The following is a 12,793-nucleotide window of genomic DNA, read 5'->3' as shown; positions in this document are numbered from 1 at the left end:
CTCTAAAAATGAAATGTCATTTTTGACATATGACGATATGATGTGTAGAAAGGATCTATCTGATTCTTTACAAAAAGCCTTGGGCCTTTGGCCCAGGGCTCTTTATGTTGGCTGCACACTAGCAAAAGGATTGAGACGGCTATCGGCTAACCCTCTGTGTATGGCATCGTACAGTTTGCCTGCGGCCAGGCGAAGAGGATAATGAGATGCTTTGCATACTAGACCGCATGTCATATCGACCTCATTTCCTTGCAGTGGCCTAATCACGGTTCTGGGAGGTTCCGGATGAAGCACGGACAATGGTACGAGAGCAGCTCCAATACCACTCTGAACATAGAACTTCAAGGCGGACATGCTACCGATCTCCAGCGTATTCAAGGGAAGACCGCCTGGTTCCTGTAAGATCATCTCCAGCTTGCGCCGATACGGACAGTCTGCAGCAGTGATAAGTAGTCGATGATTACGTAAGTCCTGAATCGTAATCATATCTTTATCACACAAAGGATGTAGTTCAGGCAGTAAAACAGCGAAATTCTCTGTAAGCAGTGGTTCGAAATACAACTCTGTTCCCAGCATAGGTGGAGAGCATATCGCCAGATCAAGCTCACCATGCTGCAACTGCTGGTTTAACGCCGCAGAACTTGCAATGGAAATTGACACGCGAATATGGGGATATTCCGATAAAAATTCAGCAATGATCTTCGGCAACCGATAGCTGGCGATCGGCTCTACTACACCGAGCCGAACATGTCCTGCTTCGCCAGCCACTAGCTCTGCCATTGTTTCCTGTAGTTGCTCAATATCCCTGATAATATGCTCGCTTTGTTCAAGGAACAGACGACCGGCTTCAGTTAGTTCAAAGGATTTGCTACGTTCGATGAGACGCATGCCGAGCTCGGATTCAAGTTTCTGTATTTGCATCGTAACAGTGGATTGTGCGTAATTAAGCTCTTCTGCTGCGCGATTGAAGCCTCCTAAGGCAACAATACGATGAAATGTTTTAACCGCTTTTAGATCCATGTTTCCTCCTGTTGATTCAAAAATAATGAACTATTCATTCTATTAATTCAATTATACAGATAACAGTTGTTCAGATACAATAATTTTGCCGGCAATTGAATAAGAGAGGGCGAATCATTTATGCCGTTTGTATGTATTGATTTGCATGAGGGGAAGTCAAAAGAAGATTTATTAATCATTAGTCGTGCAGTTCACCAATCGATGGTGGATACGATTGATATTCCAGAGGATGACTATTTCCAGACCATTACGACGCATGCAGTGGGGAGCTTTTATATGATCGGGCATATATGAATATTGCAAGATCGGATCAGCAAATTTTTATTAATATCACCATGAAGGAAGGACGAACAACCCAGAAGAAGCAGGCGCTGTACGCCCGGATTGCAGAGTTGCTCGAGCAGAACGCGGCAATTCGGCCCCAGGATGTCATAATCATTTTAACGGAAAATACTCAGGAGAACTGGTCATTTGGCAATGGAATCGCTCAACTGGCGAGAGAAGAATCAGATTCTTAAGGATAGATAGGGAGAGGATCACAAATGGAATTGCAAGGTAAAAAGGTACTGGTTACAGGTGGAGGCACAGGTATAGGCAGAGCGGTATCATTGGCGCTGGCAGAACGTGGGGCTATTGTGGCTGTCAATTATTCAAGATCATTGGACGAAGCGGAGGAAACGGTACAGACGATCCAAAGTCAGGGTCGAAATGCACTCGCTATTCAAGCAGACGTCTCGTGTGAGCAAGAGGTATTAGCCATGGTGAACACTCTTGGAAACGAATGGGGTGGTATTGATCTGCTGGTTAATAACGCCAGTGTGACCCGTCATATTCCGATGAATGATCTGGATGCCGTGACGGACGATGCTTGGGATGATTTATTTCAAGTAAATGTTAAAGGGATGTTCTATGTGGCAAGGGCTGTTGCTCCTTATATGCTCAAACAAGAGAAGGGAGCGATCGTAAATGTGGGCAGCATTGCCGGAATTACTGGGTCGGGCTCATCGCTGCCGTATGCCGTATCCAAAGCTGCTGTCCATGGACTCACCCTCTCTCTGGCGAGATCACTTGCACCGTATGTTCGCGTCAATTGTGTTGCCCCTGGAGCGGTGTTGACCCGTTGGTGGGAGGGACGGGAGCAGCAGATGGAGCAATTGGCAGGTAGTCTCTTGCTGGGTGAGACCGCACTGCCTGCCGATATTGCTCATATGATCTGTGCTGTATTGGAGCAGGAAGCTCTCACCGGCCAGATCATCACGGTGGATGCTGGGCAGTCCATGTAAGGCGTAAAGAAGGTCCTTATTCATATCGAATCACAATAGTACAGCCTTGGTTCACAAAATGGAACCAAGGCTGTATTTATGTAGCTTTCTTCACTTTTGGCTTCCAAGGAGACTCATGCAGTTCAGCAGGCTCCTCAATTATAGCTATCGCTTCATCATACCGACGGCTTTTGAATAAATGAATGATATCCTCAAGATCCTCTCTGTCCAATAGCTTGACACCGTTCACAGCAGCGAGAGTACGGGAACCTTCGGTGTAACGACCTGAAGTCAACACTAGGGCGCGTTCAGCCTCATAATAGCGCATAGAAGCATAGATCTCTTGGACGGCACCAAGTCCTACTGGGTTACTCTGCCCGTAACGTTTGGCCTGAAGTACATTTCTACTCCCATCAAGACCCGTAAATACCAGATCAGCCCCGAAATCACGGCTGCCAGTTGTCTGATAGACTTCATCATAGCCAAGCTCATGGAACAAGTGGAATAGGTACAGCTCAAACTCCGAACCATCAGCCATCAGATCAATGTCCTTAAGCGAAATTTTGCGCGGATTGGCTTCACGACGGATGCGTCGTCGCCTGTTATTAACCAGACGAATAACGAGCAAAACGAAAAGCAAAGCGAGGATCGCGGTGGTTAATATCGTTGTTGTATTCCAAGGAATTGGCATTGCGGTTATACCTCACTATTCGAATGTATGTTCTTATTTACTATACCAGACTAAGAGTTGTTACGGAAGACCTTGTCATTCCTCGGCCTCATAGTACTAAATGACAAATAACTACGGCGACATACGCCCAGAGATCTCAGAGGGCTGTGAGTACAAACATCAAAAAAATGTTGTTGACAACAAATAACAATCCAGATAATATGATGAAAACATATATCCGAGTTAACGGATAAGAAATGTATGTTATATAAAAATACTAGGATACAAGTGGCCAGGATCATTGGCGGCAGAGAAAGGGGTTAAAGGATGGCAGAAATCTACAGAGTGGATACAGTATGGCAGCTAGCTGGAGTCTATGAAGTGCGAACGAAGACTTTTGTGCATGGGCAAGGAATACCTAAAGAACATGAATTCGATGAAACGTATGGTCAGGCATACTGTTATATCCTACTTGAGCAGGACCACACCGCTGTTGCTACTGCCCGTATTAACACGAAATATACTGACTACGCCAAGATCGAAAGAGTCGCCGTCATCCCGGAATTTCAGAATAAAGGTTATGGAAAACTCGTGATTGAAACGGCTGAGGATTGGATTAGAGAGCTTGGATTTCGAAAAATCGTGATTATAAGTCAGCAGCAAGCCGTTGGGTTCTATGAAAGCTTGGGCTATATTGCTAGACCTGAAATTAAGTTGGAGTCTACGATCCCCATCGTCTACACCGACAAACAATTCGATTGAAAAGAGGAGATCCATATGTCAGAGAAGACTACAGCACTAGACACACGCATTGCCAATCATGAAATTGCCAACGAAATTACTAAAGAGGGCGCCTTCAACCGCCAGAAGAACCGATTCACTACTCCTTTTGGCAATCAGCCCGGGGAACTGCCTGTTGAAGCAGGACGGTATCGCTTGCTTTGGGCCCCAATTCGCCCCTGGGCGCACCGTGCCGTCATTGTACGAGAATTGCTGGGCCTGCAGGATGTAATTAGCCTTGGTACTACAAGTCCGGTACGAACGGAGAACGGGTGGGAGTTCTCCTTGGATGAAGGAGGAGTTGATCCGGTGCTGGGGATTCGCTACTTACCAGAGATCTATGCCGAAACTGATCCGGAATACACCGGTAGAGCCACCGTGCCAACTGTGGTGGATGTAACAACGAGACAGGTCGTTAATAATGATTATTTCAGATTGACGAATTATTTGGAGACAGCATTTAAGCCGTTCCATAAAGAGGGCGCTCCGGATCTATATCCGGCTGAATTAAGAGCAGAAATTGATGAATTCAATGACATATTATTTCACGAGGTAAACAACGGGGTATACAAAGCAGGATTTGCACAATCGCAAGAGGCCTATGAGCAAGCTTATGATGTGCTATTCGCTAGATTGGACCAATTAGAGGAGAGACTGTCGAAGAGCAGATACTTATTTGGTGATCGTATTACCGATGCCGATGTCCGCTTCTATGTCACTCTAGTCCGGTTTGATTCCGCCTATTATTCCGTATTCAGAACCAATCGTAACCGGATTATCGATTTTCCGAACATCTGGAATTATGCCAAAGATTTATATCAGACATCTGGCTTCGGGGATACAACGGATTTCTACGCGATTAAGAGAGGCTACCAGCTTGGCAATCATGCTGACAATCCTTATCAGATTCTTGCCAAAGGCCCGGATCTATCAATCTGGAACGAGGCTCATGACAGAGCAGAAAAGTTCAAGTAGGACGATCAAAATATAGATTCGGAGGGAAAGCCATGACTCAAGGGGCAAATGTACGTGTAAGACCTAAAGAGACCGAGCATGAAATCGATGAAAAAGGATATTTTGTACGGCAGAAAAATCACTTTACGACGCCATTTGGAGACGGGAAAGGGAAGCTCCCTGTGGAAGCAGGACGCTATCGGCTGATTTGGGCGAAGGGTTGCCATTGGTCTAACCGGGCTTCAATCGTCAGAGAACTGTTAGGACTGGAAGAGTTCATTAGCATTAATCTAGTCGGACGTGGACAGCATGAGCAGAATCTGGGCTGGGAATTTATCTTTGATGAGAACAATACTGACCCGGTGCTGGGCGTACAGTTCCTGAGTGAGTTGTATGCCAATAGCGACTCGGATTACAAAGGACGACCAACCGTACCTGCGGTTATCGATATTACCACCAAGCAGGTCGTGAACAATGATTACGTTTGGCTGACGAATTACTTGGAGAATGAATTTGCTCCTTTTCACAAGGAAGGCGCTCCTGATTTGTATCCCACTCAGCTGAGGGCAGAGATCGACAAGTACAATGACTTCCTGTTCGATAACGTCAACAACGGAGTGTACAAGGCGATGTTCGCTCAATCGATAGAAGCGTATAATGACGCCTTTGAGCATCTCTATGCGGCACTGGATTCAATTGAGGAACGGTTGGAGACGAATCGCTTTCTATTCGGAGACTATGTGACAGATTCAGATATTCGGTTGTTTGTCACCTTGGCTCGCTTTGATACTTATTATTTCAAGAATCTCGGTCCAATTCGCAATCGTATCGTTGATTTCAAGAACATTTGGGGTTATGCGCGTGATTTGTACGAAATTCCGGCCTTTAAAAATAATACGTATCTGCGGGATCTTGCGAAGTCTGACGGTAATAGAGACACGATATTTATCGATTATAATACACGTTTCTGGGATCAGATTGACTTCGAAGGTCGTTGGTCACAACCTCAGAACCGCAAAGAGAAAAGCTCCGATCCGGAGAACAAATTTAAAATTGGATAGGGAAAATAGGGGGAACCAAATATGGCGACATGGAGAAGATTAGGATTAAGTCTAGCAGCAATACTCTTGCTGATCGGAGTCGTAGCTTGCGGTAATGAGAGTTCTTCTTCCAAGAACGGAAGCGGTGGTTCAACAGATAAAGATAAGATTGTCGTAAATATTGCGACAGGCGGTTCTCCAAGACCGTTCTCTTATGTAAATGACAACAATGAGATTGATGGATATGATATTCAAATTGTCAAAGCGATCTTCGAAGGTTTGCCGCAGTACAAAATTAATATCGAGAAGACGGAGTTCCCGTCGATCTTCGCAGGGCTAGATTCGGACCGTTATCAAATCGGCGCTAATAACTTCGCCAGCAATGCAGAACGCAAGGAGAAGTATATCTACTCCGACCCGATCTTTAAGAATCAATTCGTAATTGCTGTTGCGGCTAATCGTGATGATATTAAAACCTTCGCTGATCTGGAAGGTAAGAAGACGACGGTAAGTCCAAGCGTGAACTATACAGTGGCTCTCGAAAATTATAACAAGGATCACGCTAAAACTCCGGTCATCCTGAATTATTCTGAGGCAGAGCTGGCGACAGTGCTACAGAATGTGGAGAGTGGAGCCGATGATTTCAATTTAATCGATGCCGCTATGCTGCAGCTCTATATTAAGGAATATGGCTTGAAGCTCAAGGCTATTCCGCTCTCACAGGAGGACTCTGACCGGATCGGCGTACCTTACAGCTACCTGATTCTGAGCAAAGGGAAGAATAGTGAGCAATTAACGAAGGATGTTAACGAGCGGATCAAAGCCTTGATTCAAGACGGTACGATTTCAAAAATTAGTGAGAAATACTTGAATGGTGACTTTGCACCAGACATTCAATAGGGGATGTTAGTCTTATGCCAAATATATTTGACGTTGAGCTTATATTTACGCTCATCCCCAAGCTACTGAAGTATTTACCGGTTACGATTGAGCTGACCGCGATATCGATGCTAGCAGGACTCCTACTTGGACTCCTGCTGGCTATAATCCGAATCAAGAAGATTCCGGTGCTGTACCAGTTAAGCGTCGTATTTATTTCTTTTATTCGCGGGACGCCCATTTTGGTGCAACTATACTTGTCATATGCGGGGATTCCGCTGCTTCTGAAATATTATAATTTCTATCATGATACAGGTTATAACGTGAACTCGATTCCTTCGATTTTCTATGTACTATTAGCCTTATCACTAAATGAAGCTGCATATAACTCAGAAATTATTCGTGCGGCGCTGTTGTCTGTGGACAGAGGACAAATTGAAGCGGCCCACTCCTTAGGAATGACCTATGGTCAGGTACTAAGACGTGTTATTCTTCCCGAAGCCTTTATTGTGGCACTTCCTACCTTGGGCAATGCCCTGATCGGACTGATGAAGGGTACCTCGCTAGCATTTGTCTGCTCTGTCGTGGAGATTACCGCACAGTCGAGAATTCTAGCCGGGAATAACCTGAGATTTTTCGAATCTTACTGCGCTTTGGCTTTAATCTATTGGGGGATGACGATCCTGATCGAGCGGGCGATTGCACTTCTGGAGAGACGGTTGGACATTGACTTCAAGAGCCTGAGGAAGCGGAAAGGAGAGGTTATCCTTGATTGAGATTCGTGGATTAACGAAGTCATTTCATGGAAATACCGTCTTAGATCATATCGATCTGACGATTCGGCGAGGCGATGTGGTTGCGGTCATAGGCTCTTCTGGCGCGGGCAAATCTACCCTCTTGAGATCGATTAATCTGCTTGAGACTCCTGATGCGGGGACGATCAAGATTGATGAACTTCACGTAGATACTGCGAAGAAGACGAAGAAGGAAGTACTGGAGCTCAGGAAAAGTACAGCGATGGTCTTCCAGCAGTTTAATCTATTCCGTCAGAAGACAGCTCTTGAGAATGTGATGGAAGGGCTCATCGTTGTCAAGAAAATAGCGAAGGAAGAGGCGCGCAAAATAGCAGAAGCTCAATTGGCGAAGGTGGGTCTGTCCGAGAGAGCTCATCATTATCCGAAGCAGCTCTCGGGCGGCCAGCAGCAGCGTGTAGCTATCGCCAGAGCTCTGGCGATGCAGCCAAAGATTCTGTTGTTCGATGAACCGACCTCAGCACTCGATCCAGAGCTGGTTGGAGAGGTGCTCGATACGATCAAAAAGACGGCGGAGGAAGGAAACACGATGCTGATCGTATCTCACGAGATGAATTTCGTGCGCAAGGTAGCTACACGCGTGCTGTTCCTCGATCAAGGCTTAATCGTGGAGGATGGCACACCGCAAGAGGTATTCTCCCACCCGAAATCGGAGAGGACGAAGCAATTTCTGGCTAACTACTACCGGGATCATGAGCCGGAATTTGCGATATAGAAGAGAGGTTCCCTATGGCATACACTTATCAGAAGAACCGTGAAAATATAGATTGGGTGCAAGTGACGAACATATTGAACGGCTTCGGTCTCACAGACTTCACGCCGGATCAGACCAAGACTGCGTTCGAGAACAGTGCTGTGAACGTGTTCATCCTAGATGGGAGTAAGGTGATCGGCTGTGGTAGAGCGTTATCCGACGGTATCTCCCAGGCAGCGATATACAATATTGCTGTCGAGGAGTCCTATCATCATCAGGGGCTGGGCAAGAAGATCATTTCTCTGATTCTGGAGGAAACGACAAGCTGTAACGTAGTGTTGTACACTCATCCCAATACAGTCTCCTGGTATGAAGAACAGGGTTTCCGAAGAATGAAGACAGGTATGGCGCTTTACCATCCTGAGAGCATAGAGGAATTGATTAGAATGGATTTTATCTAGTATTATTCATCGCGAATCGAGCAACATCTTGGGAAATAACCATAGCTAAAAAGCCGTCCTTAAGCAATTGCCATGCTTAAGGACGGCTTTGTTGAGGATCGAGTAGATTTAAGATTATTCTTCGATTCGCCCTACTTCGTTGCGCCATTGATACTGAGGCTGCCAGCCGAGTAGGCGCTTGGCTCGTTCATTGCTGAACAGTGTCTCGTAATCTTCGAGTGGCGCTCTGAAATTCGTGACATCCGGATAGCGTTCAGCCATTAATTCACGGCTACGGATCGCCATACTGGAATCATCCGCTGCGATATTCAGAGCTATGGCGTCGAGACCGTCCGCCTCAATAGCCAGACGGCAAGCTGAAGCCGCATCGCGAGTATCGATATAGCTCCAGAGAATGCGTTCTCGTTCCTCCGGCTTATGGATGAAGGAAGGGAAGCGTTCGTACCAATCCGGAGGAATGACGTTTCCAAGACGTAAAGACACGACTTGCATTCCTGTTCTGCGGTGGAACATCTCGGCCGTCTTTTCGTTAACGATCTTGGACAAGCCATAGCTGTCTTGCGGCAGTTGCGGATGATCTTCGTCTAATGGAACGTATTGCGGCATGATTCTATGCTCTGCAAATACGATTCCATAGGAAGATTCGCTGGAAGCGATGGCCGCTTTGCGGATACCCAGTCCGGCGGCAGCCTCTAGCACGTTATAAGTCGACATGACGTTGTTGCGGAATGTAACATCCGGCGTACGAATATTCATCGCAGGGATCGCGGCTAGATGAACGACTGCATCTGCGCCAGCCAATACGCTGTAAGTCTCGCCGAGATTCTCCAGATCGGCGATGAGCGTTGGACACAGCGTTTCTTCTGGACGACGGGTGTCCACGTTCAGCACTTCATATCCTTGTTCTACGAAATGTCGTACAACCCAGTGTCCGAGCATTCCGCTTCCGCCTGTAACGACTACCTTTTTCATATATGAATTCTCCTTGTACGAGGATTACTTCAAGATCTCTTCAATACGGTTCTGAACGTCTTCACTTAGCTCGATGCCGGATGCTTTGGCATTCTCGGTCACTTGCTCTGGACGGCTTGCGCCAACTAGAGCACTCGCTACGTTGTTCTGACGCAGAATCCAAGCCAGTGCAAGATTTCCTACGGAGATGTCCAACTCTGCAGCAATACCTTCAAGCTGCTTCACCTTGGCGAGCTTCTCTTCGGTGATGCCTTTGCGAACCCAATCCAGCTTAGCTGCACGGCTATCTTCAGGAATGTCGGAAGTTGATGTATATTTACCAGTTAACAAGCCTTGTGCCAGTGGCGAGAATACAACCTGACCGATGCCGTGACGTTCACTGAGCGGAATAATCTCTTTCTCTATATAGCGCTCGAACATGTTATAGATCGGTTGGTTAACGACGATACGGTCCAGCAAGTGTTGGTCTGCAACACCAAGCGCTTCAGCAATTTGTGAAGCCTGCCACTCGCTAACACCGACATACAGCACTTTGCCCTGACGGACAAGATCATCAATCGCGCGAAGTGTCTCATACAATGGAGTCTCTGGATCATGACGATGGCAGTAGAAAATATCAACATAATCATGCCCAAGACGCTTCAGGCTAGCATTTGCCTGCTCGATTACATGTTTGCGGGACAAGCCGCGATCATTTGGTCCGTCGCCCATAGGCCAGAAAGCCTTGGTAGCCAGTACATAAGATTCACGAGGATACTCTTTAAGCGCTTTCCCAACGAGTTCTTCGGCAGCGCCTCTCTCGTATACATTGGCTGTATCGAAGAAGTTAATACCGAGATCGTAAGCGGTTTTAATAGAGTTCACCGCGTTCTCACGTTCGACATAACCGCCATATGTAAGCCAACTTCCGAGGCTGATCTCACTGACTTTCAGACCAGTTCCGCCTAATCTTCTGTATTTCATTGCAAAGGCCTCCTTTTTTGTACACTCATTTTTAGTAAATATTCCAACACTTCTCATTCTATAGAATTTCATATACAATTTGAAGAAGTGAAATGTTTTTCACTTAATTATATGAGCTATAGATACTATACAATGTATAGTTAATATAATGGGAGAGTGAAGGTATGACCACCACAAAAAGTACGGCAAAAAAAGCAAGTAGCTATATTCCAAAGACACCAGAACATATCGAGTGCAATATTGAGAAAACATTAGATGTACTGGGGGAAAATGGGCCTTTCTCGTTATTCGCGAGCTGTTCGGCGGCACTCTACGGTTTGGTGAGCTACAGCGTAAAATTCCAAGCGTTAGTCCGCGGGCATTGACTAGTACATTGCGGCATTTGGAGGAACAAGGAGTCTTAGAGCGGAAAGTATATCCAACGGTTCCTGTTACTGTAGAATACTCGTTGACCCCGAAAGGGCAGGACCTGCACGTGATCTGCCATGAGATGAAGCTATGGGCAGCACGCTGGACATAAAGGCTGAATCTAATCATAATGGAGGGCCTTTAAATGGAAAAATATGTTCCAGAGTGGATAGAGTCCCGCTTCCCATTATATGCTGTCGACAGCATTCATTCGCTATACTGTACATCGAATCTGCCGGAGCATAAGATTAATGACGAGTTGACCGTGTTGGTTGCAATTGCGGCAGGGAGTGGGATCCTTCGTATCAAGGATCAGACGTATAAGCTAGAGGAAGGAAGCATAATTCTTATCCCTGCGCACTCTGATGTTGCTCTCGTGGCGGAACTGCCGCAGCTGCTACATGCTTATAAGCTGGTGATCCGAGGGATCGAACAGAATTCAGATTCGGCCGCTAGAGCTATGATGCGGAGCAGCGAAGTTGTCTCCAATGCGATTGTACATATCTATGATGATGAACTGGGAATGGTTGCCAATATTGAAGAGCTGTATACTCATCGTCTGCCTGTAAGCGAGATCCGTCATGTGAGGAATCAGGTTGTTTTCCATCAGCTGATTCTTCGGTTATTAGAACGTCAAAATGCTGAACTGGAGAGTGACGAGCTGCCGTCGATGGAGCGGAGCATCGCTTATCTCGAGCACCACTATAGAGAAAATATCACGGGAGCAATTGGCCAAGGCAGCAGGCGTCAGCACCTCTCATTTCTCGGTCCTGTTCAAGCAACACACAAGCTTTTCTCCAAGTGAGTACTTGTCACGACTACGTGTACACCGAGCGAAGGAACTGCTGATCATCGGATCAAGCACACTCCGAGAAATTGCAACGAAGGTAGGATATAAGGATGAATTTTACCTTAGTAGACGCTTCAAGCAGCATACGGGGACTTCACCTTCCGACTATAATAAGGGTGGGGTTCAGCAGGTTGCTGTGTTGCTTGCGCCATATGCTAGCCACCTGCTCACGCTGGGAATGGAGCCGTCCATTACGATCACCGAGACGAGTGAATATGTTCATACCGATGAAATACATCCAAGTACGATGAAATTCATCGACATCCGTAGTTCCTGGGAACAGATGAAGAAAGTGCTAATGACTCGTCAAGTAGAGATCATCATAGGAGCAACAGAGCATATGCGGGAATATGGGCTTAGCGCAGAGCAATTGCGTGTCGTTGCCCCGGTTGTTGAAATCGCCTGGATGGAGATGGGCTGGAAGGAGCATTTGCGGCTGATCGCCAGAGCGGTTCAGAGGAGCGAACGAGCGGAGCAGTGGCTTACTGAGTTCGAGCAGGAGGAGAAGCTGGCAAGGAAGCAAATACAGAACAGCCCTGTGGTGGAAGAGATTATTACGATCTTCGTGATCAAACCTGAGGGAGTGTTCGTGTATGGTGCGCGAAATGTTGGTTATGTCATCTATCGGTCATTAGGGCTTCGTCCGCCAGCGCTCATTGAAGCAGAGATTCGAAAATATGGGGATCAATTTCATTCCGTCCCCATTGAACTATCTGATATGGAGTTGTACGCGGATTCAGGTTCGCGTCTATTGGTCATTGTGTATCCTGATGAGAAGGGAAGCACCATCCATTCTGAGCAGATCTTTGGGTCTCCCTACTGGCATAGCCTTCCTGCTGTTCAGCAGAAGAGAGTAGATTTACTTGATGTGGATGATTGGGTGCCATACAATCCAGTATCTGTGCGTCTTCAGCTTCAGCGTGCGGTAGAATTATTGATAAGCAATCAATAGTGCAAGCTACTTTTCCAACAAAAAGGCATGGTTCGAAAGTGGCCGTCTCCCTATAATTAACCTATGCAATTGAGAA

Annotated in this window: 16 protein-coding genes and 1 pseudogene; 13 read left to right on the top strand and 4 right to left on the bottom strand. The window is 46.4% G+C overall.

The genetic code is table 11. From position 1 onward, the window contains the following. Nucleotides 1–102: 102 nt before the first annotated feature. On the bottom strand, nucleotides 103–1,020 hold the full coding sequence (locus RE628_RS15805) for a LysR family transcriptional regulator (protein WP_309153986.1): 918 nt from the start codon (nucleotides 1,018–1,020) through the stop codon (nucleotides 103–105). Between the two features lie 120 nt (nucleotides 1,021–1,140). Between RE628_RS15805 and RE628_RS15800 the strand changes: the two genes are divergently transcribed. Genes RE628_RS15800 through RE628_RS15790 form a run of 3 tightly spaced genes read left to right on the top strand, consistent with a single transcriptional unit; the run spans nucleotide 1,141 to nucleotide 2,303 of the window. Next, on the top strand, nucleotides 1,141–1,314 hold the full coding sequence (locus tag RE628_RS15800; protein ID WP_309153985.1) for a tautomerase family protein: 174 nt from the start codon (nucleotides 1,141–1,143) through the stop codon (nucleotides 1,312–1,314). Further along, nucleotides 1,311–1,538, top strand: a complete 228-nt coding sequence (locus RE628_RS15795; protein ID WP_309153984.1) for a tautomerase family protein — start codon at nucleotides 1,311–1,313, stop codon at nucleotides 1,536–1,538. Before RE628_RS15800 ends, RE628_RS15795 begins: the two co-directional genes overlap by 4 nt. Nucleotides 1,539–1,562: 24 nt before the next feature. Beyond that, nucleotides 1,563–2,303: an SDR family NAD(P)-dependent oxidoreductase gene (locus tag RE628_RS15790; RefSeq protein ID WP_309153983.1), complete on the top strand. Its 741-nt coding sequence runs from the start codon at nucleotides 1,563–1,565 to the stop codon at nucleotides 2,301–2,303. A gap of 76 nt (nucleotides 2,304–2,379) precedes the next feature. On the opposite strand, the gene RE628_RS15785 is transcribed toward RE628_RS15790, so the two are convergent. Next, nucleotides 2,380–2,973 carry a restriction endonuclease gene (locus RE628_RS15785; protein ID WP_309153982.1) on the bottom strand — a complete coding sequence of 198 codons (594 nt, stop codon included), beginning with the start codon at nucleotides 2,971–2,973 and terminating at the stop codon, nucleotides 2,380–2,382. A gap of 306 nt (nucleotides 2,974–3,279) precedes the next feature. Between RE628_RS15785 and RE628_RS15780 the strand changes: the two genes are divergently transcribed. Genes RE628_RS15780 through RE628_RS15750 form a run of 7 tightly spaced genes read left to right on the top strand, consistent with a single transcriptional unit; the run spans nucleotide 3,280 to nucleotide 8,572 of the window. Then, on the top strand, nucleotides 3,280–3,714 hold the full coding sequence (locus RE628_RS15780; RefSeq protein ID WP_309153981.1) for a GNAT family N-acetyltransferase: 435 nt from the start codon (nucleotides 3,280–3,282) through the stop codon (nucleotides 3,712–3,714). A gap of 15 nt (nucleotides 3,715–3,729) precedes the next feature. Further along, on the top strand, nucleotides 3,730–4,707 hold the full coding sequence (locus RE628_RS15775) for a glutathione S-transferase family protein (protein ID WP_309153980.1): 978 nt from the start codon (nucleotides 3,730–3,732) through the stop codon (nucleotides 4,705–4,707). A gap of 32 nt (nucleotides 4,708–4,739) precedes the next feature. Then, on the top strand, nucleotides 4,740–5,747 hold the full coding sequence (locus RE628_RS15770) for a glutathione S-transferase C-terminal domain-containing protein (RefSeq protein WP_309153979.1): 1,008 nt from the start codon (nucleotides 4,740–4,742) through the stop codon (nucleotides 5,745–5,747). 21 nt (nucleotides 5,748–5,768) lie between these two features. Further along, nucleotides 5,769–6,626, top strand: a complete 858-nt coding sequence (locus RE628_RS15765; protein WP_309153978.1) for a transporter substrate-binding domain-containing protein — start codon at nucleotides 5,769–5,771, stop codon at nucleotides 6,624–6,626. Nucleotides 6,627–6,640: 14 nt separating this feature from the next. Continuing rightward, nucleotides 6,641–7,381 carry an amino acid ABC transporter permease gene (locus RE628_RS15760; protein WP_309153977.1) on the top strand — a complete coding sequence of 247 codons (741 nt, stop codon included), beginning with the start codon at nucleotides 6,641–6,643 and terminating at the stop codon, nucleotides 7,379–7,381. After that, a complete protein-coding gene (locus RE628_RS15755; protein WP_309153976.1) occupies nucleotides 7,374–8,132 on the top strand; it encodes an amino acid ABC transporter ATP-binding protein in 759 nt (252 codons plus the stop codon). The genes RE628_RS15760 and RE628_RS15755 overlap by 8 nt, the downstream gene beginning before the upstream one ends. 14 nt (nucleotides 8,133–8,146) lie before the next feature. Beyond that, complete coding sequence (locus tag RE628_RS15750; RefSeq protein WP_309153975.1) at nucleotides 8,147–8,572, top strand: GNAT family N-acetyltransferase; 426 nt, start codon at nucleotides 8,147–8,149, stop codon at nucleotides 8,570–8,572. Between the two features lie 114 nt (nucleotides 8,573–8,686). Here the strand turns inward: RE628_RS15750 and RE628_RS15745 are convergent, their stop codons facing one another. Then, nucleotides 8,687–9,544 (bottom strand): NAD-dependent epimerase/dehydratase family protein, encoded by an 858-nt coding sequence (locus RE628_RS15745; RefSeq protein WP_309153974.1) that lies wholly within the window; start codon nucleotides 9,542–9,544, stop codon nucleotides 8,687–8,689. A gap of 24 nt (nucleotides 9,545–9,568) precedes the next feature. Continuing rightward, nucleotides 9,569–10,507 (bottom strand): aldo/keto reductase family protein, encoded by a 939-nt coding sequence (locus RE628_RS15740; protein ID WP_309153973.1) that lies wholly within the window; start codon nucleotides 10,505–10,507, stop codon nucleotides 9,569–9,571. A gap of 164 nt (nucleotides 10,508–10,671) precedes the next feature. Between RE628_RS15740 and RE628_RS15735 the strand changes: the two are divergent. From RE628_RS15735 to RE628_RS15725, 3 genes and pseudogenes are all read left to right on the top strand, one after another. Further along, a pseudogene (locus RE628_RS15735) lies at nucleotides 10,672–11,027 on the top strand (winged helix-turn-helix transcriptional regulator). Between the two features lie 33 nt (nucleotides 11,028–11,060). After that, nucleotides 11,061–11,720 (top strand): AraC family ligand binding domain-containing protein, encoded by a 660-nt coding sequence (locus tag RE628_RS15730; protein WP_309153972.1) that lies wholly within the window; start codon nucleotides 11,061–11,063, stop codon nucleotides 11,718–11,720. Then, nucleotides 11,644–12,717, top strand: coding sequence for a helix-turn-helix domain-containing protein (locus RE628_RS15725; protein ID WP_309153971.1), 1,074 nt, complete (start codon nucleotides 11,644–11,646; stop codon nucleotides 12,715–12,717). Before RE628_RS15730 ends, RE628_RS15725 begins: the two co-directional genes overlap by 77 nt. The last annotated feature ends 76 nt before the right edge of the window (nucleotides 12,718–12,793 follow it).

The organism is Paenibacillus sp. D2_2 (genome assembly GCF_031199965.1).
Lineage (GTDB): Bacteria > Bacillota > Bacilli > Paenibacillales > Paenibacillaceae > Fontibacillus.
This window is presented reverse-complemented; position numbering and strand designations above follow the sequence as displayed.

Coding starts and splice junctions, on each gene's coding strand:
- RE628_RS15800 (WP_309153985.1), top strand. CDS start 1,141: ATGCCGTTTGTATGTATTGATTTGCATGAGGGGAAGTCAAAAGAAGAT.
- RE628_RS15750 (WP_309153975.1), top strand. CDS start 8,147: ATGGCATACACTTATCAGAAGAACCGTGAAAATATAGATTGGGTGCAA.
- RE628_RS15765 (WP_309153978.1), top strand. CDS start 5,769: ATGGCGACATGGAGAAGATTAGGATTAAGTCTAGCAGCAATACTCTTG.
- RE628_RS15780 (WP_309153981.1), top strand. CDS start 3,280: ATGGCAGAAATCTACAGAGTGGATACAGTATGGCAGCTAGCTGGAGTC.
- RE628_RS15790 (WP_309153983.1), top strand. CDS start 1,563: ATGGAATTGCAAGGTAAAAAGGTACTGGTTACAGGTGGAGGCACAGGT.
- RE628_RS15745 (WP_309153974.1), bottom strand. CDS start 9,544: ATGAAAAAGGTAGTCGTTACAGGCGGAAGCGGAATGCTCGGACACTGG.
- RE628_RS15740 (WP_309153973.1), bottom strand. CDS start 10,507: ATGAAATACAGAAGATTAGGCGGAACTGGTCTGAAAGTCAGTGAGATC.
- RE628_RS15730 (WP_309153972.1), top strand. CDS start 11,061: ATGGAAAAATATGTTCCAGAGTGGATAGAGTCCCGCTTCCCATTATAT.
- RE628_RS15805 (WP_309153986.1), bottom strand. CDS start 1,020: ATGGATCTAAAAGCGGTTAAAACATTTCATCGTATTGTTGCCTTAGGA.
- RE628_RS15785 (WP_309153982.1), bottom strand. CDS start 2,973: ATGCCAATTCCTTGGAATACAACAACGATATTAACCACCGCGATCCTC.
- RE628_RS15760 (WP_309153977.1), top strand. CDS start 6,641: ATGCCAAATATATTTGACGTTGAGCTTATATTTACGCTCATCCCCAAG.
- RE628_RS15770 (WP_309153979.1), top strand. CDS start 4,740: ATGACTCAAGGGGCAAATGTACGTGTAAGACCTAAAGAGACCGAGCAT.
- RE628_RS15795 (WP_309153984.1), top strand. CDS start 1,311: ATGAATATTGCAAGATCGGATCAGCAAATTTTTATTAATATCACCATG.
- RE628_RS15775 (WP_309153980.1), top strand. CDS start 3,730: ATGTCAGAGAAGACTACAGCACTAGACACACGCATTGCCAATCATGAA.